The 22,547-nt window shown below is 62.1% G+C and carries 19 protein-coding genes; 7 read left to right on the forward strand and 12 right to left on the reverse strand.

Annotation, left to right across the window (positions count from 1 at the left end):
• Positions 1-97 precede the first annotated feature (97 nt).
• A complete protein-coding gene (locus tag HX821_RS25385) occupies positions 98-988 on the reverse strand; it encodes a LysR family transcriptional regulator (protein WP_003208253.1) in 891 nt (296 codons plus the stop codon).
• Between the two features lie 101 nt (positions 989-1,089).
• Here HX821_RS25385 and HX821_RS25390 point away from each other — a divergent pair, with 101 nt between their 5' ends.
• The 3 genes from HX821_RS25390 (at position 1,090) to HX821_RS25400 (ending at position 5,152) form a co-directional block, all read left to right on the forward strand.
• On the forward strand, positions 1,090-2,505 hold the full coding sequence (locus tag HX821_RS25390) for an aldehyde dehydrogenase family protein (protein WP_177036718.1): 1,416 nt from the start codon (positions 1,090-1,092) through the stop codon (positions 2,503-2,505).
• Between the two features lie 195 nt (positions 2,506-2,700).
• Complete coding sequence (mrdA, locus tag HX821_RS25395) at positions 2,701-4,593, forward strand: penicillin-binding protein 2 (protein ID WP_177036720.1); 1,893 nt, start codon at positions 2,701-2,703, stop codon at positions 4,591-4,593.
• A gap of 91 nt (positions 4,594-4,684) precedes the next feature.
• Positions 4,685-5,152, forward strand: a complete 468-nt coding sequence (locus HX821_RS25400) for an SRPBCC family protein (protein WP_177036722.1) — start codon at positions 4,685-4,687, stop codon at positions 5,150-5,152.
• A gap of 21 nt (positions 5,153-5,173) precedes the next feature.
• On the opposite strand, the gene HX821_RS25405 is transcribed toward HX821_RS25400, so the two are convergent.
• The 7 genes from HX821_RS25405 to HX821_RS25435 all read right to left on the reverse strand — a co-directional run bounded on the left by HX821_RS25405 (position 5,174) and on the right by HX821_RS25435 (position 13,620).
• Positions 5,174-5,761, reverse strand: coding sequence for a hypothetical protein (locus tag HX821_RS25405; protein WP_177036724.1), 588 nt, complete (start codon positions 5,759-5,761; stop codon positions 5,174-5,176).
• 80 nt (positions 5,762-5,841) lie between these two features.
• Positions 5,842-6,813 carry a cyclase family protein gene (locus HX821_RS25410; protein ID WP_087695324.1) on the reverse strand — a complete coding sequence of 324 codons (972 nt, stop codon included), beginning with the start codon at positions 6,811-6,813 and terminating at the stop codon, positions 5,842-5,844.
• A 27-nt stretch (positions 6,814-6,840) separates the two neighbouring features.
• Positions 6,841-7,599 carry an SDR family oxidoreductase gene (locus HX821_RS25415; RefSeq protein ID WP_008434578.1) on the reverse strand — a complete coding sequence of 253 codons (759 nt, stop codon included), beginning with the start codon at positions 7,597-7,599 and terminating at the stop codon, positions 6,841-6,843.
• 32 nt (positions 7,600-7,631) lie between these two features.
• Positions 7,632-9,080: an aldehyde dehydrogenase family protein gene (locus HX821_RS25420; RefSeq protein WP_177036725.1), complete on the reverse strand. Its 1,449-nt coding sequence runs from the start codon at positions 9,078-9,080 to the stop codon at positions 7,632-7,634.
• Positions 9,081-9,082: 2 nt separating this feature from the next.
• Positions 9,083-10,189, reverse strand: coding sequence for a tartrate dehydrogenase (locus HX821_RS25425; protein ID WP_003208239.1), 1,107 nt, complete (start codon positions 10,187-10,189; stop codon positions 9,083-9,085).
• 120 nt (positions 10,190-10,309) lie between these two features.
• Positions 10,310-11,191: a LysR family transcriptional regulator gene (locus HX821_RS25430; protein ID WP_003208237.1), complete on the reverse strand. Its 882-nt coding sequence runs from the start codon at positions 11,189-11,191 to the stop codon at positions 10,310-10,312.
• Positions 11,192-11,385: 194 nt separating this feature from the next.
• On the reverse strand, positions 11,386-13,620 hold the full coding sequence (locus tag HX821_RS25435; protein ID WP_177009201.1) for a TonB-dependent siderophore receptor: 2,235 nt from the start codon (positions 13,618-13,620) through the stop codon (positions 11,386-11,388).
• Between the two features lie 230 nt (positions 13,621-13,850).
• Here HX821_RS25435 and HX821_RS25440 point away from each other — a divergent pair, with 230 nt between their 5' ends.
• The gene (locus HX821_RS25440; RefSeq protein WP_177036727.1) at positions 13,851-16,208 is read left to right on the forward strand and encodes a DNA polymerase II; all 2,358 of its coding nucleotides are present in this window, start codon (positions 13,851-13,853) and stop codon (positions 16,206-16,208) included.
• Positions 16,209-16,280: 72 nt separating this feature from the next.
• On the forward strand, positions 16,281-16,859 hold the full coding sequence (locus HX821_RS25445) for a GNAT family N-acetyltransferase (RefSeq protein ID WP_008434573.1): 579 nt from the start codon (positions 16,281-16,283) through the stop codon (positions 16,857-16,859).
• Here the strand turns inward: HX821_RS25445 and HX821_RS25450 are convergent.
• The gene (locus tag HX821_RS25450; RefSeq protein ID WP_003208231.1) at positions 16,856-17,071 is read right to left on the reverse strand and encodes an AbrB/MazE/SpoVT family DNA-binding domain-containing protein; all 216 of its coding nucleotides are present in this window, start codon (positions 17,069-17,071) and stop codon (positions 16,856-16,858) included. The genes HX821_RS25445 and HX821_RS25450 overlap by 4 nt on opposite strands.
• Positions 17,072-17,141: 70 nt before the next feature.
• Between HX821_RS25450 and HX821_RS25455 the strand changes: the two genes are divergently transcribed.
• Positions 17,142-17,762 carry a glutathione S-transferase gene (locus HX821_RS25455; protein ID WP_177009200.1) on the forward strand — a complete coding sequence of 207 codons (621 nt, stop codon included), beginning with the start codon at positions 17,142-17,144 and terminating at the stop codon, positions 17,760-17,762.
• Between the two features lie 164 nt (positions 17,763-17,926).
• Positions 17,927-18,508 carry a DUF4174 domain-containing protein gene (locus tag HX821_RS25460; protein ID WP_134327043.1) on the forward strand — a complete coding sequence of 194 codons (582 nt, stop codon included), beginning with the start codon at positions 17,927-17,929 and terminating at the stop codon, positions 18,506-18,508.
• Between the two features lie 113 nt (positions 18,509-18,621).
• Here the strand turns inward: HX821_RS25460 and HX821_RS25465 are convergent, their stop codons facing one another.
• From HX821_RS25465 to HX821_RS25475, 3 genes are read right to left on the reverse strand one after another with little or no spacing between them, the layout of a single operon-like run.
• A complete protein-coding gene (locus HX821_RS25465) occupies positions 18,622-19,665 on the reverse strand; it encodes an acyltransferase family protein (RefSeq protein ID WP_023658988.1) in 1,044 nt (347 codons plus the stop codon).
• 36 nt (positions 19,666-19,701) lie between these two features.
• Entirely contained in the window at positions 19,702-21,117 is a 1,416-nt protein-coding gene (gene murJ / locus HX821_RS25470) for a murein biosynthesis integral membrane protein MurJ (RefSeq protein WP_003208222.1), read from the reverse strand.
• Between the two features lie 2 nt (positions 21,118-21,119).
• Positions 21,120-22,547: an O-antigen ligase gene (locus tag HX821_RS25475; RefSeq protein WP_032899307.1), complete on the reverse strand. Its 1,428-nt coding sequence runs from the start codon at positions 22,545-22,547 to the stop codon at positions 21,120-21,122.

Raw genomic sequence — 22,547 nt, forward strand, 5'->3', positions numbered from 1 at the left:
TTCCAGAACCCCTGATTGCTTATGCAGTCAGGGGTTTTGTTTTGCGCGGTCGGAAAACGGGGAGAGAGCTGTTGGCCGTAAAAAAGATCCAGCCTGGTTAAAAGCCTTGCTCCCTGATCAACTCAATCAGTGCCCTTAACCCGGCCGGCACATGGCGCCTACCTGGGTAATAGAGGCGCAAGCAGTCAAAAGACGGCGTCCATTCCTCCAGTACGCGCACTAACGTCCCGTTCGCTAAATCGGCAGCGGCATTCCATTCCGTAAGATAGGTCAAACCTAGTCCCGCCCTGGCAGCCTCAAGCATCAGAGTCGGATTATCCAGGGTCAAAACCCCTTGCACCTCGACAGCAAGCGCTTCGCCATGTCGCTCAAACTCCCAGTGATAGATCGCACCGCTGGGCATCCGGCTGCGAATACACTGATGGGCCCGCAGATCCATGGGACTGACGGGAACTGGGTTGAGAGCAAAATAGTCCGGGCTGCCCAATACCGAAAAACGCTGGGCCGGACTGATATCGACTGCGATCATGTCTTGAGGAACCGTACCCCCGAGCCGAATCCCCGCATCAAACCCCTGCGCGACGATATCCACCAGCCGCCCCTCAGTGACGATATCCAATTTCATCCGTGGATAACGTCGCAGGTACTCCAGCAGCAACGGCATCACCTGCTTTGCCGCCCCCGCCGAGGTATTCAGGCGCAAGGTACCGCTGGGTTCCGCGCTGCGATTTCCTGCCTGTTCCAAGGCCGTGCGAATGCTCAACAGTGCAGGGGTAATGGTTTCGACAAACTCCGCGCCCACTTCAGATAACGACACGCTGCGCGTGGTGCGATTGAACAGCCTCACCCCCATCCGCGCTTCAAGCCCCGCGATAGAGTGGCTCAACGCCGATGTCGACACATTCAACTCGGTCGCCGCTGCACGAAAACTGCGATGCCGAGCCACTGCCAGCACCGCTTCCAACTCATTCAGCCCGGATGTATTCATTGTCCTGAATCGCTCATCAACTCATGCCGATTTGTACGGCTTATCAGCTTAATCATAGTGACTTACCGTAGGACGCACTAGCTCAGCGTCCCGGAGGACCTATGCAATACATCAACCAGATTTACATCAACGGCGCCTTTGTGACGCCCCATGGCGAAGAGCTTTTTGACCTGTTCAACCCTGCAACAGGTCAGCGTATCGGCCAGGTTCGATTGGCAAATGAACAAGACGCCCTGGATGCCATCGCTGCCGCCAAGCGAGCTTTTACCGAGTTCTCCCATAGCTCTAAAGATGTGCGCATCGACTATCTCAAACGCCTTCACGCCGCAGTTGAATCCATTGAGGACGCACTTACCGACGCGATTATCGAGGAGTACGGCGCCCCAATATCCCGTGCGCGGTGGATGGCCAGGCATGCAGCCAGCGTCCTGCAAGATGCCGCTTCAGTACTGGAGAACTACAACTTCTCCCGACGCATTGGCATCGCCGAGGTGGTCATGCAGCCGCTGGGTGTGGCCGGCTTGATCACACCCTGGAACAGCAACGCCGGTTTTATCTGCGGCAAGCTCGCTGCGGCGTTGGCCGCCGGCTGTACCGCCGTGATCAAACCCAGTGAAATGAGCGCAATCCAGACCTCGCTAGTCACCCGCGCCCTGCATGACGCAGGCTTGCCTCCTGGTGTATTCAACATCGTCACTGGCCGTGGCGAAACCGTAGGCGCCGTGTTGAGCGCCCATCCCGACATCGCAAAAGTGTCCTTCACCGGTTCAACCGCTGTCGGCAAAACAATCCTGCGGACCGGCGCCGAGACCCTGAAGCGCGTGACCCTAGAGCTGGGCGGCAAATCACCGGTGCTGATTCTCGATGATGCGGACCTCAAGACGGCCGTGCCCATGGCCCTTCAGGCCGGTTTCATGAACAGCGGCCAGGCCTGCATCGCCGGCACTCGAATCCTGGTACCCGAAAGTCGTTTGGAAGAAATCGAAGCGCTGATGATCGACGAGGTGGGCAACGTGCAAGCCGGCGACCCTCGTGACCCAGCCACTGCGGTCGGCCCCATGGTCAGCCAAAAACAGTGGGAGCGCGTACAGCGCTACATTCAGATCGGGATCGAGGAGGGCGCCCACCTATTGGCAGGAGGTCGCGGTTTGCCTGAGGGCATCAAAGCCGGGTGGTTCGTAAAACCAACCGTATTCAGCCGGGTGACCAACCAAATGGCCATCGCCCGCGAGGAGATTTTCGGCCCGGTGCTCTCGATCATTACCTACGCAACCGAGGAAGAGGCCCTGACCATCGCCAACGACACACCCTACGGCCTCCAGGCATACATCCTGTCTTCAAATCCCGAACGCGCCCGCAGGCTGGCCAGCCGTATAGACGCTGGCCGAGTGCTGATCAATACCCTGGCCCATGAGCCTCTTGCGCCATTTGGTGGCTTCAAGCAATCGGGTATCGGCCGCGAGTACGGCACATTCGGCCTCGAAGCCTTCCTGGAGCCCAAGTCGATCCTGAGCTGATCCTCAGCATAAAAACGCATGAATAAGGTCAACGGCTCAAACCAAAGTGCATGAACAGGCTCCATTAGCACACCGTTCAGGGAAATCGATGCAAAGTGTTTCTGCATTTTTGGTATGGTGCAGCACATTTTCACAAGGACTGATTTTTCCTCCGCAGGAAGCGGCGTCGACCTTATTCAACGAGATGCTGTAGAAATGCCTGAACCAATACCGATCAAGGATCACGAAAAAGAAAACCGCCTGGTCAACAAGCGGCTGCTGGCCTGCGCGCTGCTGGTAATCGGCATTACCTGCGCCCTGGTAGGTCGGATGTACTTCCTGCAGGTGGTGCAGTACGACTACCACTCCACCATTTCCGAAAACAATCGCGTCCACGTCCTGCCGATCACACCGACCCGCGGCCTGATCTATGACCGCAACGGCGTAGTACTTGCCGACAACCGTCCCAGCTACAACCTGACCATCACCCGCGAGCGCACCACCGATCTCAAAGGAGAGCTGGACGCTATCGTCAGCCTCCTGCATTTGCCCGCCGAGGATCGCGGCGTATTTGATAAGGCGCTCAAGCAAGCCCGTCATCCCTTCGTGCCCGTCACCCTGTTCTACGAGCTGACCGAAGAGCAGATCGCCGTTTTGGCCGTCAACGAATTCCGTCTGCCGGGCGTGGATGTCGAGCCGCAATTCGTCCGCCATTATCCGCTGGGTGCGCACTTTGCCCACTCCATTGGCTACGTAGGCCGGATCAACGAAAAAGAATCCAAAGCCCTCGACTCAGTGGAGTACCGGGGCACGCAGTCCATTGGTAAAACCGGGATCGAGCGTTTCTACGAGTCCGAGTTGCATGGCCACGTCGGCTATGAAGAAGTTGAAACCAACGCCCAGGGCCGCGTCCTACGGGTGCTCAAGCACACCGACCCGATCCCCGGCAAAAACATCGTGCTGAGCCTGGACGTCAAACTCCAGGAAGCCGCCGAAGAAGCCCTCGGCGACCGCCGTGGTTCGGTGGTTGCTCTCGACCCGGCAACCGGCGAAGTGCTGGCGATGGTCAGCAAGCCAAGCTTCGACCCGAACCTGTTTGTCACCGGCATCAGCTTCAAGGAATACGCCGCGCTGCACGACTCCCTCGACCGTCCGCTGTTCAACCGCGTGCTGCGCGGGCTCTACGCGCCGGGTTCGACGATCAAGCCGGAAGTCGCCATCGCTGGCCTCGACAGCGGCGTGGTTACCGCCCAGACCCGGGTGTTCGACCCGGGCTATTACCAACTCCCGGATTTCGACCACAAATACCGCAACTGGAACCACAGCGGTGATGGTTGGGTGGACATGGACGCAGCGATCATGCGCTCCAACGACACCTACTTCTACGACCTGGCCCACAAGCTGGGTATCGACCGCCTGCACGACTACCTGGCCGAGTTCGGCCTTGGCCAGAAAGTCTCCCTCGACATGTTCGAAGAGTCAGCCGGCCTGATGCCGTCCCAAGCCTGGAAGCGCGCTACCCGGCGCCAGCCTTGGTTCCCGGGTGAAACCGTGATCCTCGGCATCGGCCAGGGTTACATGCAGGTCACCCCGTTGCAGCTGGCCCAGGCCACTGCGCTGATCGCCAACAAGGGCGTGTGGAACCGACCGCACCTGGCCAAGACCATCAATGGCGTGCCGCCGGTGGATGAAAACCCGATGCCCAACGTGGTGCTCAAAGACCCACGCGACTGGGAGCAGGTCAACCACGGCATGCAATTGGTAATGCACGATCCACGCGGTATCGCCCGGGCGGCTGCAGCCGGTGCGCAGTACCGGATTGCTGGCAAGTCTGGTACTGCGCAGGTAGTGGCGATCAAGCAGGGCGAGCGTTACAACCGTCTCAAGACCCTGGAGCGCAACCGCGACAACGCCTTGTTCGTCGGCTTTGCCCCGGCGGAGCACCCGCGGATCGTGATTTCGGTGATGATCGAAAACGGCGAGGCCGGTGGCCGAGTGGCGGGGCCGGTGGTGCGCCAGATCATGGACGCCTGGCTGCTCGATCAGGAAGGCCACTTGAAGCCGCAATACGCGATCCCCAGCAAGGCACCGGGTGATCCCCACGTTTGACGCCACAAGGGCATGACACCGTCATGCCCTATCCCTTTTCAAAGGTTGCGCATTGGTCGATGTCGCCTACTGTCAATACAGGAGGTGTCTCATGCACGAATCAAATGAAATCAAACGTAAAGTCCTGCTCAACGCTCCACGCCAACGGGTCTGGGAAGCACTGACCGACGCCGAGCAATTCGGCAGCTGGTTTGGCATCGCCCTCAAGGGCAAACAGTTTGCCCAGGGCCGGGCCATTGAAGCCCCGATCACCTATCCCGGTTACGAGCACGTGGTGTGGAAGGCAAGGATCGAGCGGCTTGAACCACAGACGCGGTTCTCTTTCAGCTGGCATCCCTACGCCGTAGACAAGGATGTGGATTACGACGCCGAAACCCCCACGCTGGTGGAGTTCACCCTCGAGGATCACGCCGAAGGCATCTTGTTGCGCGTGGTGGAGTCAGGTTTTGACGGGATCCCGGACGTTCGCCGCCAGATGGCCTACAAGAAGAACTCCCGAGGCTGGGATGATCAGATGAACAACATCGAAGACTATCTGGCGAAATCCCATCAGCCGTGAGCTGATGGGGCGCCGCATTCATCAGCCTTCGTGGGCGGTGCTGATTTCCAGGGTATCGGTGTAGGTCACCAACACGCTTTGGCCGACCTTGAGGTCTTTGAGGCCGGCGCGAATTTCCGGTTTCTCCACGGTCAGCACTTTGCTCTGGCCCGCCGGGTTTTCCAGGGTTACCTGGTTTTTCGTCAGGTCAATGTGGGTGATCTTCAACTGCACCTGTACCTGGCGGAAGGCCGCACCGCCCGGGTTCGGGTTATCCGCGGTGGCGCGCAAGACGCCAGTCTTCTCGGTGGCGTCCGGTGCGCTCTTGTCGATGTCGGTGTCCAGCACGGCGGCGACCGAATGGGTCACCAGCACCTTGACCTGATCACCTGCCTTGAGATTGCCCAGGTCCTTGGCCTGGTCGCTGAGCTGCACATGCACCTTGCGGCCTTCGGCACCTTCGAGCACCACCTGATGGTTGGCGGCATCCACCTCCAGCACCTTGGTGGTCACCTCATCGGCTTCCAGCGACTTGGACAACGGGATATCGGCAGCATGTGCCGTCAGGGCACCAGCAGACAGCAGGGTTGCCAGGGCAATTGCCTGGCGAAGAGGGCGCAATACATTCATTGAGTGGACTTCCATGTGAGAGGAGCCTTGAGTCTAGTGGCGAGTTCGCGATTCGCAAATTCGCCACTGAGACGGAACGGCTACTTGATCACCACCGGATTCACCGGTGCGCCACTGCCTCCGACAATCTTCAGCGGGGCGGCGGTGTAGAGGAATTTCCACTGGCCGTCGTCCGCACAATCGGCGGCCAGTTCCTCCAGCAACACGATTTCGGTGAAGGCGATCCCCAGGTTGCGCATCAGCGCGCAATGCAGCGGAATCTGCACCCCGGACACCGGGTCGGTGATCACTTCGTTGGCGATGGTGTCGGTCACCAGGTTGGGGATTTCCATCTCGTGGAACCACTCCACCAGCTCCCGGCTGTAGGTCAGCCCCGGCTCCATCAGGTCCTTGAAGAACTCGGTCTTGCCCAGCTCATAAAACGCCCCCATGGACCCGGTGCGGATGATCAGGATGTCACGTTTTTCAATGGTCACGCCCTGGGCTTTGGCGGCGTCGAGCAGGTCCAGGTGGTTGAAGGTTTCGCCCCGGCCCAGGCACTTCTTGCCGCGATGGCGCGCCATGTCGATCAGCACCGCACGGCCCACCACGCCGCGTTCGGCAATCGCCAGCACGCTGGCCTTGGCCATGCCGCCAACGGTGGTCTGGGCGTCGTAGCCGTTCCACAGTTGATTGTCGTACCAGGCGTGGCCGAGGGCGTCGTACTGGGTCGAGCCTTGCAGCTGCATGAAGATCACGTCGTCGGAATACGCCGCACCACCGGTCATGTGCGGTTGTTTGCCGAAGTGGTAATGGCTGTGGTCGAGGGTATTGAAGCGCATCGACGGGTTGCGCGCCGGCCACATCGGGTCGCCGTCGGGGTGGCCGATCTGCACTTGCAGGGTAAAGGTCTTGCCCTGGCGCACCGAGGCCACGCCCCGCAGTACTTCGGCTTCAGTCAGGTAATTGAGGGCGCCGACTTCGTCGTCCGGGCCCCATTTACCCCAGTTCTTTGGCAGGCCTTCAAGCAATTCGCGGGTGTTCGGCTCGTTCTTATTATGAAGATCACACATAGCAATTCCGGTCCCTGTGAAAGTGAGTTACACGCAGCGCCCGCCATCGACTTCAAGGCAAGTGCCGGTGATGAACGCCGCTTCGTCCGACGCCAGGTACAGGCAGGCGTTGGCCACATCTTGCGGGGTGGAAAAGCGCCCCAGGGGAATGGTCGCCATGAATTTCTGGCGGTTTTCCGGGGTGTCCGGTACGCCCATGAATTCGCTGAGCAACGCCGTGGCACCCACTACCGGGTTCACGCAGTTGACGCGGATATTGTCCGGCCCCAGCTCCGCCGCCATGGTCTTGCTCATGACCACCACTGCGCCCTTGCTGCCGTTATACCAGACCAGTCCCGGACGCGGGCGGATCGCCGCCGTCGAGGCAATATTGACGAACACGCCGCCGCCCTGGCCGCGAAAATGCGGCACAAAATGCTTGGCGCTCAAGAAGATGCTTTTGACGTTGACCGCAAACACCCGGTCGAATTCGGCTTCGTCGACTTCCAGCATCGGCCGGTTGCGGTGGGTGGTACCGGCGTTGTTGATGACGATATCCAGGCCGCCGAACTGCTCCAAAGTGCCACGCAGCAGGGCGCCCATGCTTTCATCGTTGGCCACGTTGACCTCGATGAAATGCGCATGGCCGCCGCTTTCGGCGATTTCATTGACCACCCGCTGACCGCCCACGGCGTTCATGTCCGCAACGATGACCTTGGCGCCCTGGCGGGCAAATGTCTTGGCGATGCCCTCGCCAAACCCCGAGCCGGCGCCGGTGACGATCGCGACTTTATTGGCTAAACGCATGGTGTGTTCTCCGTTCTTGTTGTTGTGAGGAATCAACCGTGTTTGATCGCAATGGTCTTCAAGGTGGTAAAGCCCAGCAGCGCCTCGAAGCCTTTTTCCCGTCCATACCCGCTGGCCTTCACGCCGCCGAATGGCAATTCAACGCCGCCACCGGCGCCATAGTTATTGATGAACACCTGGCCACAACGCAGGGTGCGCGCCAGGCGCATTTGCCGTGCGCCATCGCGGGTCCACACGCCGGCCACCAGGCCGAACTCGGTGCCGTTGGCCAGGCGAATCGCTTCGGCTTCATCATCGAAGGGCATCACGGCCAGCACCGGGCCGAACACTTCCTGTTGCGCCAGGCGACTGTCAGGCGGCACATCGCGAAACAGCACCGCCTCCTGGAAATACCCGCCGCTGCCGGCCTCGGCAACCACCGTTCCGCGCGCGGCGACGGTGATCCCTTCCTGTTCGGCTTGACGAATAAACTCGCGCACCAGGCGCAGCTGCTTCTGATTGATCAGCGGGCCCATGTCCAGGTCCAGCGCCGAAGGCCCGGCGCGCAGTTCGCTGAAACGTTGGCTGAGGCGTGCGAGCAGGGTTTCGTAAATGCTGCGTTCCACCAGCAAACGGCTGCCGGCGGAGCAGGTTTGCCCGCAGTTCTGAATGATGGAGTTGACCAGCACCGGCAACGCTTCATCCAGGTCGGCATCGTCGAACACCAGTTGCGGCGACTTGCCGCCCAACTCCAGGGTGACCGGGCAGTGGCGTTCGGCAGCGGCTTTCGACACGGCAGTACCGGTGGCGGTGGAGCCGGTGAACGAAATGTGATCGATGCCCGGGTGTGCACACAACGCCGCGCCGGCTTCGTAGCCGTAACCGGTGACTACGTTGATCGCGCCGGCTGGAAAACCAACCTCGGCAGCGATTTCCGCCAGGCGCAGCAACGACAGGCTGGCATCTTCCGCCGGCTTGACCACGCACGCATTGCCCGCCGCCAACGAGGCGCCGACGCTGCGCCCGAAAATCTGCATCGGGTAATTCCACGGGATGATATGCCCGGTCACCCCGTGGGGTTCGCGCACCGTCAACACCGTGTAGCCGGCCTGGTACGGTAGGGTTTCGCCGTGCAGTTTGTCGGCGGCACCCGCGTAGTATTCGAAATAGCGGGCAAGGGCGGTGGCATCGGCGCGGGCGACTTTCAGCGCCTTGCCGGTGTCCCGCGCCTCGATCTGCGCCAGCTCTTCATGATGTTCCAGCACTGCCGCGCCAAGCTTGGCCAGCAAACGGCTGCGCTCCACGGCCGACAACCGGCCCCACGGGCCGTCGAAGGTTTCGCCGAGTGCCAGGCGCGCCGCGCTGATCGCCGCCTCGATATCGGCGGCCGTGCCACGGGCGATGCTCGAATAGGTGTCGCCGGTGCTGGGGTCGATCACCGGAATGTCTTCCAGCGAGGTCGACGCCAGCCATTGGTTGGCGATGTAATGTGCGTTGGTCATGTTCAGCTCCTGTTCCCTGCGACGCATTCGGCGATGGCGCGACCCACTTCGACAGTGCTGGCGCTGCCGCCCATTTCCCGGGTGCGCGGGCCTTCGGCAAGCACCGTTTCGATGGCGGACACGATGGCTGCCGCCGCTTCCTGGTAAAGCGGATCACCGTCGCCCAGGTGCTCGATCATCAGCGCGGCCGACCAGATCTGCCCGATGGGATTGGCGACACCGAGCCCGGCAATATCCGGCGCGGAACCGTGCACCGGCTCGAACAGCGACGGGTAGCGCCGCTCCGGATTGAGGTTGGCCGACGGCGCAATGCCGATGGTGCCGGTGCACGCCGGGCCGAGGTCGGAAAGGATGTCGCCGAACAGGTTGGAGGCCACCACCACATCGAACCAGTCGGGATGCTGCACGAAGTGCGCGCACAGAATGTCGATGTGGAACTTGGCGGTCTTCACGTCCGGGTAGCGCCGGGCAATTTCGTTGACCCGCTCGTCCCAGAACGGCATGGTGATCGAGATACCATTGGATTTGGTCGCCGCCACCAGGTTTTTCCGCGGCCGCTGTTGCGCCAGTTTGAAGGCGTAGTCCACCACGCGGTCCACGCCTTCGCGGGAGAAGATCGACTCCTGCACTGCGATTTCCCGCGCCGTGCCTTCCCACATGCGGCCGCCAACGCTGGAGTATTCGCCCTCGGTATTTTCCCGCACCACGATAAAGTCGATGTCCCCGGGCACGCGGCCGGCCAGCGGGCAGGGCACGCCGGGCATCAGGCGCACCGGGCGAATATTCACGTATTGATCGAACTGGCGGCGGATCTTCAGCAGCGACTCCCACACCGCAGTGTGGTCGGCAATGATGTCGGGCGCACCCACCGCGCCGAAGAAGATCGCGTCATGGCTGCCGATCTGTTCGGCCCAGTCGTCGGGCATCATCGTGCCGTGGGCCAGGTAGTGCTCGCTGCACCAGGCAAAGTGGTCGAAGTGAAAGTGAATACCGAAGCGCCGGCTGACAGCGTCCAGTACCCGCAGGCCTTCGGGCACCACTTCGCGGCCGATGCCGTCGCCGGGAATCACGGCGATGCGGTGGGTGGGGCGGGTGTGGGATTGGGACACGCCGTGTCTCCTGTCTTGTTTTTATAGGAAGGTCTGGCGGGGGCATTCTTGGCACAGCTGTGACAACAGGGGAATTGCTAATTGTGGAATCGGCCTTCGCAAAATTCGAAGGCCAAAGGTTTACGCAGGGTTGGCGCTCAGGTAGTCGAACAGTGCCAGGCTCGTCAGTGACGGCTGTTCCTTGCGCATGCACAGGTACATCTGCCGGTCGGCCCAGCTGTCGTCGATTTCGATAAAGCGCAAGGCCATCTCCTTGCGGAAGATCTGCACCGCGCCCTGTGGCAACACGCCCACACCCTGGCCGGCGGCGATCAAGCGGCACACTGCTTCGAAACTGCGCACCTGCACCCGCAGCCGCAACGGCATGCCGATCGCCGCGGCGGCCTCGGTAATCAACGGGGTGATGGCGGCGTTGTCTTCCAGGCCGACGAAGTCGTAGCCGAGCAAATCCTCGAAGCGCGCATGGCGCATTTTCAGTGGGTGGTCATTGGGCACGAGCAGGCACAGGCGGTCCTGGCAGTAGGGCTCGAACCGCAGCTCTTCGCTGGGGCGGGTGGTGACGATACCGACATCCGCCACGCCCTCGCGCACGGCCTGGAGGATCTCCCGGCTGCGCTCCTCGCGAATATCCAGGCGGATGCCCGGGTGCAAGGTGTTCCACTGGGTCAGTTGGCGCGGCAGTTCCTGGCTCATCGCCGAACTGTTGGCGTACAGGCAAACCCGGCCGGTGGCGCCCTTGGCGTAATCGGCGAGATCGGCGTGCATGCCGTCCACGGCCCGCAGGATCGATTGTGCATGCTGGGCCAATACTTCCCCGGCTGCCGTCGGTGAAACGCCGGTGGAGGTGCGGGTCAGCAGGGCGACCTTGAAGTGCTGCTCCAGCAGCGACAGGCGTCGGCTGGCGGCAGAGAGGGAGAGATGGGATTGCTCGGCCGCCCGGGACAGGTTGCCCAGCTTGACCGCCTTGAGGAACAGCTCGATGGAAGTGAGGTCGGGGGACATGCCGGGGTCCTTGTGCGCAGTGGTTGGGAAACTACGCAGTTGGCGTTCGGCTGTCCAATGTCCGGCAAACAACCCGGGTGAAAGCAGATCTGCTTTCTGTAGGAGCTGGCTTGCCTGCGATAGCATCACCGAGGTGCATCTGACACACCGAGGTGCCCGCATCGCAGGCAAGCCAGCGCCCACATTGACAGGGGTTAGAAGTCGATACTGGCCGACAGCTTGGCCACGCGCGGGTCACCTTGGGTCAGGTAGCCGCCGAGTGCCGATTCCCAGTACTTGGTATTGGCGACGTTCTCCACAGTGGCGCCGAGGGTGACGTCACGCTGTTCCACCTTGAAGGTGTAGCGGGCGCCCACGTCGAAGCGGTTCCAGGCGGGCAGGCTGAGGTTGTTGGCCGCGTCGGCATATTGGCCGCCGGTGCGCAGCATTCGTCCGTTGACTGTCACGCCTTGCAGGCCTGGTACATCCCAGTCCACGCCGGCATTCAGTTGGAAGGTCGGTACGCCGATGGCGCGGTTGCCGTCGTTGGCGCCGTTCTGGGTGCCGTGGACTTCGGTGTGGATGATGGTTGCGCCGCCCAGCAGGCGCAGGCCTGCGATCGGTTCACCGAACACGTTGAGCTCAACGCCTTTGTTGACTTGCTCGCCCTGGCGAACATAGGTGGCGCTCAAGCCGTCGGCGCTGAGTTGTGAGTAACCGTCGGTTGGTTGCTCGATGCGATACACACCCAGGGTTGCGCCATAGGTACCCATGTCGAGCTTGACCCCGGCTTCGGTCTGTTTCGAGCGCGCCGGGGCATAGGCCTGGCCGGCGTTGGTAATGGGTGCGGTGCCGGCGTTCTGAGGTGCGGTCGGGCCCTGGGCCAAGCCTTCGATATGGTTGGCATAGAACGACACGTGGTCCCACGGCTTGAACACCAGGCCGTACACCGGTGTGGTGATCGACTTGTCGTAATCGGCGTTACGTGGGCCCGACCCGTAGGCATACCCTTGGACCACCAGTTCCTGGCGGCGCAACCCGGCGGTCACCAGCAAGCGATCATCCATAAAGCCCAGGGTGTCCGACACCGCTGCACTGCGGGCGAAGGTCTTGGCGGTGATGCCCGGATCGTTCAGGTCGCCGCCGACGAAACTGCCCTTGACCGGTTCGGCAACGTCCACCGGGTTATAGATATTGCTGGCGTGGCCGTTGAGGTCGAAGTCATAGGCGTTGCGCGTCTGGGCCCAGATTCCGGTCAACCCGAAGTTCAGTTTGTGGCTGACAGCGCCGGTCTGGAACTTGCCATTCAAGCCCGCCATCAGGCTGGTGTTGTCTTCCTGGTGGGCGATGCGCGAGCCGCTGACGGTGGCATTGCCCAGGGTGTCATTCAACGTGACCGAGGAGTAACGGCCAATCTCGTTGGTGTGCTTGGCGCCGCCTGCGATGTAGGCGGTCCAGTTGTCATTCAGGTCGTACTCGGCGCGCAACATGCCGAAAGTGTCTTCCAGGCTGCTGGTGCCCCAGCTCGGCGCGTAGTTGGTGTCGGCCGAAGGCGCGTTGGGGATATGGGTCAGGTTCTGGCCGAGCAACACGGTGTTGCGCCCGCCATTGATCTGCTGTTTCGAGTAGACAAAGTCTCCCGACAAACGCAGCGCATCACCGCGATAGTCCAGGCCAACCGCAAACAGCTTCGAACGCTGGCTCTCGTCATCGATCCCGGTGTCGCCTTCGCGCTGGGAAATATTCACCCGTGCGCCAAAACGATTGTCCTCGCCAAAACGTTGCCCGATATCCAGGTGCTCGCCGACCCGGCCATCGCTGCTGATGTCGGTGCTGAAACGCCGCAACGGCACATCATCGGCGCGCTTGGGTTGCAGGTTCACACCGCCGCCAATCCCGGAGCCGCCGGGCGTCACGCCGTTGATAAAGGCGTTGGGGCCCTTGAACACTTCAACCCGCTCCAGGGCGTCGGTGGACATGATCTGGCGCGGCAGGATGCCGTACAGACCGTTGAACGAAATGTCATCGCCGTTCAGCGGCAGGCCACGGATCACAAAGGCCTGGGCCTGGTTCGCGTACCCCGACGCCTGGCGCACGGACGAATCGTTGAGCAGCACATCGCCGACGTTCTCGGCCTGCTGGTCACGGATCAATTTTTCGGTGTAGGAAGACATGCTGAAGGGCACGTCCATGATGTCCTGGTTACCCAGCACCCCCAGCTGCCCGCCGCGGGCGACCTGGCCGCCGGCGTACACCGGGGGCAGGGCGTTGGGCGTGGCCGCGTCGGCGCTGATGGTGGTAGCACCCAGTTCCAGAGCCTTGCCGTCCTGACTGTTGTTCGCATCCTGCGGGGTTTCTGGAGTGGCGGCGTGAGCGGCGAGGCTCAGGGAGCAGCAAAGGGCGAGCAGGGTAGGGCGAAACGGCACAGCCAAACGGGTGGAAGTGGGCATGGTCGATCCTGACGGCGAACCGTCAATGTGAGGAAAAGGGCAACAACGTTGCGCGTCCTCGCTGCGCGGATACGACTCCGGTGCGAATGATAGTAATTGTCATTAATGTTCTGCAACAAGTTTGTGAGATTACTCTCTCCGTATACGTAGGCCATTTCGGTTAAATCGCCGCGCCGTGGCACAGGCCGAGTAGAATCACGCCCTGAAAGTGATTCTTGAGGTGTGGCAAGGTGGATTTACAGCAGGGGTTTGTCCTGACCCGGCATTGGCGCGACACCCCGGCGGGCACGGAGGTCAGCTTTTGGCTGGCTACCGATCAAGGCCCCAGGTTCGTGCGCTTGCCGGTGCAGACCTCCGTGATGTTCATCCCGCAAGCCCATCGCAAGCCGGCCGAGCTGCAGCTCAAGGGCGAGCGCGGTATCGAGTTGCGTGACCTGGCGCTCTGCGACTTCCACCATCGCCCGGTGCTGGGCCTCTACACCCAACAGCATCGCCAATTGATGGACCTGGAAAAGCGCCTGCGTCGAGCCGGCATCGACGTCTACGAAGGCGATGTGCGCCCGCCCGATCGCTACATGATGGAGCGCTTCATCACCGCGCCGGTGTTGTTCGGCGGCAAAGCGGGCGAGGGCGGCATGCTGGTGGAGGCGCAGATGAAACCCGCGCCGGATTACCGCCCGCCCCTCAAGCTGGTGTCGCTGGACATCGAGACCACCGCCCAGGGCGACCTGTATTCCATCGCTCTGGAAGGTTGCGGCGAGCGCCAGGTGTACATGCTCGGCCCGCCCAACAACACCGATGCGGTGGACTTCAAGCTCGACTACTGCGACACCCGCGCCGAACTCCTCGAACGCCTGAATGTGTGGCTCGCCACCCATGACCCCGACGCGATCATCGGCTGGAACCTGGTGCAGTTCGACCTGCGCGTGCTGCACGAACACGCGCAACGCCTGAACGTGCCGCTGCTGCTGGGCCGTGGCGGCGATGCCATGGGCTGGCGCGAGCACGGCAGCCGCAATCACTACTTCGCGGCAGCGGCCGGGCGGTTGATCATCGATGGCATCGAAGCCTTGCGCTCGGCCACCTGGAGTTTCGAATCCTTCAGCCTGGAAAACGTCGCCCAGACCTTGCTCGGTGAAGGTAAATCGATCTCCACGCCGTACCAGCGCATGGACGAAATCAACCGCATGTTCGCCGAGGACAAGCCCGCGCTGGCACGCTACAACCTCAAGGACTGCGAGCTGGTCACGCGGATTTTCGAGAAGACCGAGCTGCTGAAATTCCTCCTCGAACGAGCCAGCGTCACCGGCTTGCCGGCAGACCGCAACGGCGGTTCGGTGGCAGCGTTCACGCACCTGTACATGCCGCTGATGCACCGCCAGGGTTTCGTCGCGCCGAACCTGGGAGACAAACCACCCCAGGCCAGCCCCGGCGGGTTTGTCATGGATTCGCGCCCGGGCCTCTACGAGTCGGTGCTGGTGCTTGACTACAAAAGCCTCTACCCGTCGATCATCCGCAGCTTTCTGATCGACCCGGTGGGCCTGATCGAAGGCCTGCGTCACCCCGAAGACAGCGAGTCGGTGGAAGGCTTTCGCGGTGCGCGGTTTTCCCGCACCCGGCATTGCCTGCCGTCGATTGTCGCGCGGGTTTCCGAGGGCCGCGAAGTGGCCAAGCGCGAATACAACGCGCCGCTGTCCCAAGCGCTGAAGATCATCATGAACGCCTTCTACGGCGTACTCGGCTCCAGTGGTTGCCGCTTCTTCGACACGCGACTCGCATCGTCCATCACCCTGCGCGGCCACCAGATCATGCGCCAGACCCGCGAGCTGGTCGAAGCCCGGGGTTATGAGGTGATCTACGGCGATACCGACTCGACTTTTGTCTGGCTCGGCAGCCCCCATTCCCAGGAAGACGCGACGCGCATCGGCCTGGACCTGGTGCAGCACGTCAACACCTGGTGGCGCGAGCGCCTGCAGAATGAGTTCGGCCTGCAAAGCGCCCTGGAACTGCAATACGAAACCCACTTCAGCCGCTTCCTGATGCCGACCATTCGTGGTGCGGAAGAGGGCAGCAAAAAGCGCTACGCCGGGCTGGTCACCCGTGCCGACGGCAGCGAAGAAATGGTCTACAAGGGCCTGGAAACCGTACGCAGCGACTGGTCGCCCCTGGCCCGGCAATTCCAGCAGGAACTCTACCAGCGCATCTTCCACCGCCAGCCCCACCAGGATTATGTGCGCGACTACGTACGTCGCACCTTGAGCGGCGAGCTCGACGACCTGCTGATCTACCGCAAGCGCCTGCGCCGGCAACTGGGTGACTACGAGCGCAACGTACCGCCCCACGTGCGCGCCGCGCGGCTGGCCGACGAATACAACGACCGCCAGGGTCGCCCGCGCCAGTACCAGAACGGTGGCTGGATCAGCTACGTGATCAGCGTCAATGGCCCCGAACCGCTGGAAGTGCGCCAGGCACCGATCGACTACGACCACTACGTCACCCGGCAACTGCAACCGGTGGCGGACGCGATCCTGCCGTTTGTAAACGATGACTTCGGCACCCTGGTGGGCGGCCAGATGGGCTTGTTCTAAAACGGCTTGCCTTGAGGTGGCGAGAGCCTGCAATCTTGGCCACTGACGACCACCAGACAGCGCAGCTCTCCCATGACTGAAATCACCCTGACCGGCACCACGGTCGAACTCCGGCCCCTGCAACGCGAACACGCCACCGCCCTGGTACAGGCTGCTGCCGACGGGCAATTGTGGAACCTCAAGGTCACCAACGTGCCGGGGCCCGACACCGTCGAAAAGTACGTGGACATTGCCCTGGCCGGGCGTGAGGCAGGCACCGTGATGCCGTTTGTCATCGTGCGCCGCGACACCGGTGAAGTGGTGGGCAGCACCCGGTTCTGGAAGGTCGACCGGGTCAATCGCAAGCTGGAGATCGGCCACACGTTTATCAGCCAGTCGGTGCAGAAATCCGGGGTCAACACCGAGGCCAAGCTGTTGCTGCTGACCCACGCGTTTGAAGTGATGGAGTGCGTGCGGGTGCAGTTCACCACCGATGAACTCAACGAAAAATCCCGGGCCGCGATCCTGCGCCTCGGCGCGGTACAGGAAGGGATCGTGCGCCACGAGCGCATCATGCCCGATGGCCGCAAGCGCAACTCGGTGCGCTTCAGCATCATTGATCCGGAATGGCCACAGGTGAAGGCGGGGTTGCAAGCCAGGCTGGCTCGCTAGGGCTTATGGCTCAGCTCTTCCACCAACTCATCCATCCGGTCGGCAATTTTCGGCGTGGTCGACAGCACAAAGCCTTTTTGCGTGCCCACATAGGTCTCGACGATGTACAGCGTGTCGCCCACATCCAGCCCCAGTTCCTGCAAGGCTTCGTCTGGCAGGCGGATGGCGCCGTCGCCGTCCCAGTCTTCGATCGTGACGCGTTTGCTGTGCATGATGGCTTCCCGTTGAACGAATGAACGGCCTAGCCTAACACCTCAATCCACTGCCAGGAGGCTTGGCACTGTGTACACCCTTTACGGAACCCAAGGCACCGGCTCGTGCATCATCGAAATTGCCCTGCAGCGTTGCGGTGTCGAGTGGTGCCAGGTCGACGCCTGCTCCTGGGAAGACCGCGTGGGCAACGAGGCGTTGGCGCGGATCAACCCGCTCAAGCAAATCCCTACCCTGCAACTGCCCAATGGCAGCGTGTTGACGGAAAGCGCGGCGATCCTGATTCACCTGGGCCTGCAGTTTCCCGCCTCAGGGCTGCTGCCCGAGGAGCCCGCCCAAGTCATTCGCGGCCTGGTGTACATCGCCGCCAACTGTTACTCGGCGATTGGCATCATCGACTATCCGGAACGCTGGACCGACAGCCCCGATGCGCAGCAGCATGAACAGCTGATCAGCGGCACCCGTCGCCGCCTGCATAGGGCCTGGGAGGTGTTTGCCGATCAATTTGCCGAGCAACTGTTCACCCCGGCGCAGGTTCCGAATGCACTGGCGATCATGGCTGCGGCGGTGTCGCGTTGGGCTGGCGGGCGGGACGCGCTGCAACAGTCGCGGCCTGAGTTTGCCCGGGTGCTGGCGCAGGTGGATGCCCACCCAAACGTAGCGCCGGTATTTGCCCGGCATTGGCCGTCGTGAGCATCCGCAATCAAAAGAAACAATGAGGCGTAAGGTGGCTAAACGCCTTGCGTCGCGGGCGTCCTGACCTACGCTTTCTGAAGTTGTTGTAGGAATCATCCTTGAATTTGACTGTCGCAGACATGAAACTCAAGAACCCTGCATGGAATTCAAAGGAGGTGTGCATGCTCATCCGGTCGCTGACCCTGGCTACCCTGATGGCTTTTACGGGGCCGCTGTTGGCCGCGGATGATCTCAATCCGCTCAAGCAGGACCTGGGCAAGTCCCGTCCGTTGGTGGTGGTGGAGCTCGACTCCGGCAACCCGACGTTGGCCACCCTCAAGAAACAGCTGGACGAGCCTGCCAACAAGCAGTCCTTTGAAGAGCGCAACATGGTGCTGTACACCGTGTCCTTTGGCAGCATCGGCGCTGAAGGCGAGAAGTTCGCCAAGGACGCGAAGGACAACAAGAAGCTCGCACCGCCTGAAACCAACGCGCTGATCCGCGCACTCAAGCTGGGTGCCGGCAGTGGCACCAAAGTGATTCTGGTGGGCAAGGACGGCGAGAAAAAACTCGAGAAGACCGTGCCACCCGACACCCTCAGCCTGGCGGATTTCTTCAGCGCGATTGATCAGATGCCCCAGGCTGAAAAGGACCTTGCCGCGCCGGCCGAACCTGAGCCCGCGGCCCCTGCAGCAGGCAAGCCTGGAGCCAAGGCCGGCAAGAACTCCAAGCATCCAGCGCCACAACCGGCACTGGATGATTGAGCGTTTTTCTGTAGGCGCTGGCTTGCCTGCGATAGCATCACCTCGGTAATTCAGGCACACCGCGGTGATGCCATCGCAGCCTCGCTAAAGCTCGACAGCTCCCACATCACGCCTCAAGCTCCAGGCTTTTCACCGGCCACCGCCGGTGCCTTGCGCACCGGGAACGGGAAGTAGAAAAACCGCAGGAAGGCCACCCGCTTGATCACCTCGCCGATCATCAACGGCACCACCACCGCCACCACCAGCCCGATGCTCGCCGACAGCAGCGGATGCAGCCCGAACCGTTCCATCAAGTCCACCGTCTTGTGTTGAATTTCCCCGTGGAAGATCAACAGAATCAACGTTGACTGCCCGATGTACGTCATCGCCCGCGTCAGCAGCCCCGAGACCATCATCACCCCGGCCAGCGCCCAGCATACATACACGCCGATCACCGCCAGCAAACTGGTCCACAGCCAGTGGTCGTAACGCCGCTGTGCCAGGTCCATGGTGTCCCAGCTGTAGATGAACACCACCGCAAACAACGCCATGGCGCCCAGTAGCGTCAGCAACGAACTCTGGTGGCGACGCAGCACGTCCCGCAGCAGGTAACCAAAGATGAAATAGGTACTGCTGATCAACGTCACATCAATGCTGAACGGCAGCCCCGGCATCGTCCAGGTCTGCCCGCCGACGGTCACCGGCACCTGCCAGAACCACGGCAGGGTCCAGATCCCGAGCATCAATTGCAGGGTGATCACCACGCAGCTCATGGCCAGCGACAAGCCCAGGCGCTGCATCAGCCGCAACATCACCCAGCCGAACAGAATCGCCACCCAGAAGTGCGGCAGGAACCACAGCGCCTGCCATGGAATGGTGTCCACCGAGGCATACAGCACGCCGCCGATGTCCGGCAGCAGTGCCTGGCCGCGCAGCAGGTCGCGGATCAGGATGTACACCAGCATGGTGAAGAAGAACGGCTTGAGCAGTGCATCGGCCTTGCGCACCGCCATCTCGACAAAGGGTTGTTCAGGCTTGAAGAACACCCCGGAGAGAAAGAAGAACAACGGCAGGATAAATACCGCCAGCAGCGGGTACAGCAAGTCCAGGGAACTGGCGACAAACCAGCTGTGCCCGAACACGATGATCAGGATGCCAATGCCTTTGGCAATATCCATTTGAATCCAGCGTTTTTTCACCTGACTGCTCCCACTCTATAAATCTGCCTTGCGCCACGGCTTGAGCCACAGGCCCATGCCCAGCAACACCACGGCCCCCGCCAGGGTGCTCAACCCCAGCTGAAGCCAAATACCTTGAACCCGAAACAACACCAACGCCGCCAAGCCCATCACCAGCCCACTCAGCAACCAGTGCCCCTTCCAGGGCAGGGCGCCGAGCAAGGCCTGGCGTTGCATCAGCAGCAACGCCGTGCACAGCACGCCGGCGAGGGCGGCCAGCGGGATACCCGCCAGGCCAAACACAAACGGCAGCACACCCAGCAGCAACACGTTCACCAGGCTGCCCAGCAACTCGCAACGCAGCGGCTGGCGGGTGTCGCCGGCGGCATAGGCATAACGCGCCAGCAGGGCGTTCCAGGCGCCGAACACCAGCGGCACGGCAAACCAGGCCAGCAACAGCGGCAACGGCGAATCCACCGACTGCTTGGGCAGCAGCAACGCCACCAGGCTCGGCGCCGCCGCCACCAGGCCGACGCCTGCGGGCAAGGTCAGCAGGCTGGCGGTTTCCAGGCCACGCTTGAGCAGGGCCAGGCGCTCGTCGCCCTGGCGCCGGCTCATCATGCCCAGCAGCACCTGGTTGAGGCTCATCAGGGCAATCAACGGCAAGTTCATCAGCTTGCGGGCCAGGTTGACCCAGGTCACCGCACCTTCACCCAGCAAGGACGCCACCAGCCGTTCAATCAGCGCCAAACCCTGGCTGGCACCGTTGCTTAAAAGCAGCGGGCCTATGCGAGCGCCCAGCTCGCGCAATTCCAATGTCGAAGCCCGCAGCCGCCACGGCCGCCAGCCCAGGCGCAGCATCGACGGCAACAGCGCCAGGGGCATCAGCAGGCTGCCGGTGAGGCAGGCCAACGCCAGCGAGTGCGGTTGCGTGGCGGTACCGGCGAGGGCGAGGTAGGTCACCGGCGGCAGGTTGAACAGCAACGAACCGAGCCCCGCGACCACAAAGCGCTCGCTGGCCTGCAGCGGAATACTGAACAGCGCATGCAGCATCAGCCCCGGCACACTCCAGGCGAGAATCTGCAAGTTGCTGCTGGCGAGGCTGGTGGCCGTCGCCGCCAGCCCCGGGCCGAGCAGCTGCACCAGCCATGGCGCCAGCAACGTCAGCAGCAGGCTGGTCACCAGGGCGATCAGCAACAGCGCCGGGAACAACACCGCCAGCCAGTCCAGGCGCTCGCCGTCCTTGCGTTGCAGGTACAGCGGCAGGGCGGCGGCACTCAGCACACCGCCGGCCAGGGACATGCGTAACGCTTCGGGCAAGAACAGCGCGATCAGGAACGCATCGCTGCGCTCGCCCGCACCCCACGCCGCCACCAGCAACCACTCACGGGCAAACCCGAGGCACAACCCCAGCAAGGTTGCCAGGGTCAACCAGAACGCCGATCCGAGCATGCCTAGGGCCCGACGCTATTGAACACAGGCTTGCGATGCGCCACGGTCTTGACCTTTGGCAGACGCGCCGGAAACAGCCGCCGCGCCTCCAGCACGTTGATCCCCACCATCAGCCAGAACAGCGCAATCATCACCAGGGCGAAGCTGAAGTAGTGGTCGAAAAAGCCGCTGACCAGCGCCGACAGAATCCCCGCCGTGCTGCCCAGCCAGATCGCATTGTCCTTGGTCAGGCGGATCGGGCCGATTTCCGGACGGGACTCGCGCCACCAGCGCCAGGTCACCGCGATAAACAGCAGCATGCTGATCACCCCGGTCTTGTAGACGAAATTCAGCCACAGGTTGGAAATCCCCAGCAGGTGCGTACCCGGCACCGGAGGGTCAACCTTGAAGCCAATGCCCAGCGGGTAACTGGCCACGGCCTGGGGGAACATGCGGTATTCGTCAAAGCGCACTTCCGTACTCGCGTTCTGCGCCGAAAAGATCGTCGCCAGGCGTTCCTGCAGCGGTGGATACGACACTACCAGCGCCGCCGCCAACGCCACGCCGATCATCAGCAAACGCCCGGTGTACGGCACCCGCCGCGACGCCATCCAGATCAGCACCAGCGCCAGGCTGACCATCGCCCCCCGGCTGCTGGCCAACAGCAGGGCCGCCGCACCCAGGCAGGCAACGCCCAGGCCGAGACCGCGTTTCCAGCCGGTGTTGGTGATGCCGTAGCAGAACGCCAATGGCAGCAGCAGCGCCATGATCCCGCCGGTGGCATTCGGGTGCATCCATGGCGAACCCATCCGCGAGGCCATGGCACCCAGGCCCAGGGACAGGGTGTCGAGGCTGCCGTAGTTCATCAGGGTCAGGATCGGCAACATGCCCGAGGCCGAGCGCGAGCGGATAAATACACCGATGGACATCACCAGCATCGCCAGTGTGCCCAGCAACAAGGCGATCACCAGGGCTTCGCGGTTCTTCTGTTCAACCAGCAGCTTGGCGGCGAGGAACAGCACCGACAGGTTCAGCAGCCAACGCAACCAGTTCGCCACGCCGCTGGCCTCGGCGGTGATGCTGACCTGGCCGACGATAAACGGCACCACTGTGAAGATCATCAGCCACATCAACATGCGGTCGGTAGGGCGCCGCGACAGCGGTGGGGCGGCCGGCAGGCGCGAGAGGAAACCGTGCCAGATCACCGCCGCCCAGGTCAGGGCGATCAGCGCCTCACTGACCGTACTGCGAATCCCCAGGTTGAGGGTGGAGTAGGGCATGAACGTCGCCACCAGGGCGAACAGCAGCAGTCCCCAGAACGGGAACCGCAGAATCGTCACGGCAGCGGCCAGGCCGATCACTGCCAGCACGGCCTTGACCGGGGAAAGAAACAGGATCAACCCACCAAACAGCAGGCCGAAGACGATGGCGACGAGGCTACCCAGTGAGAT

It is taken from the genome of Pseudomonas sp. B6001 (assembly GCF_013386015.1).
Classification (GTDB): Bacteria; Pseudomonadota; Gammaproteobacteria; order Pseudomonadales; family Pseudomonadaceae; genus Aquipseudomonas.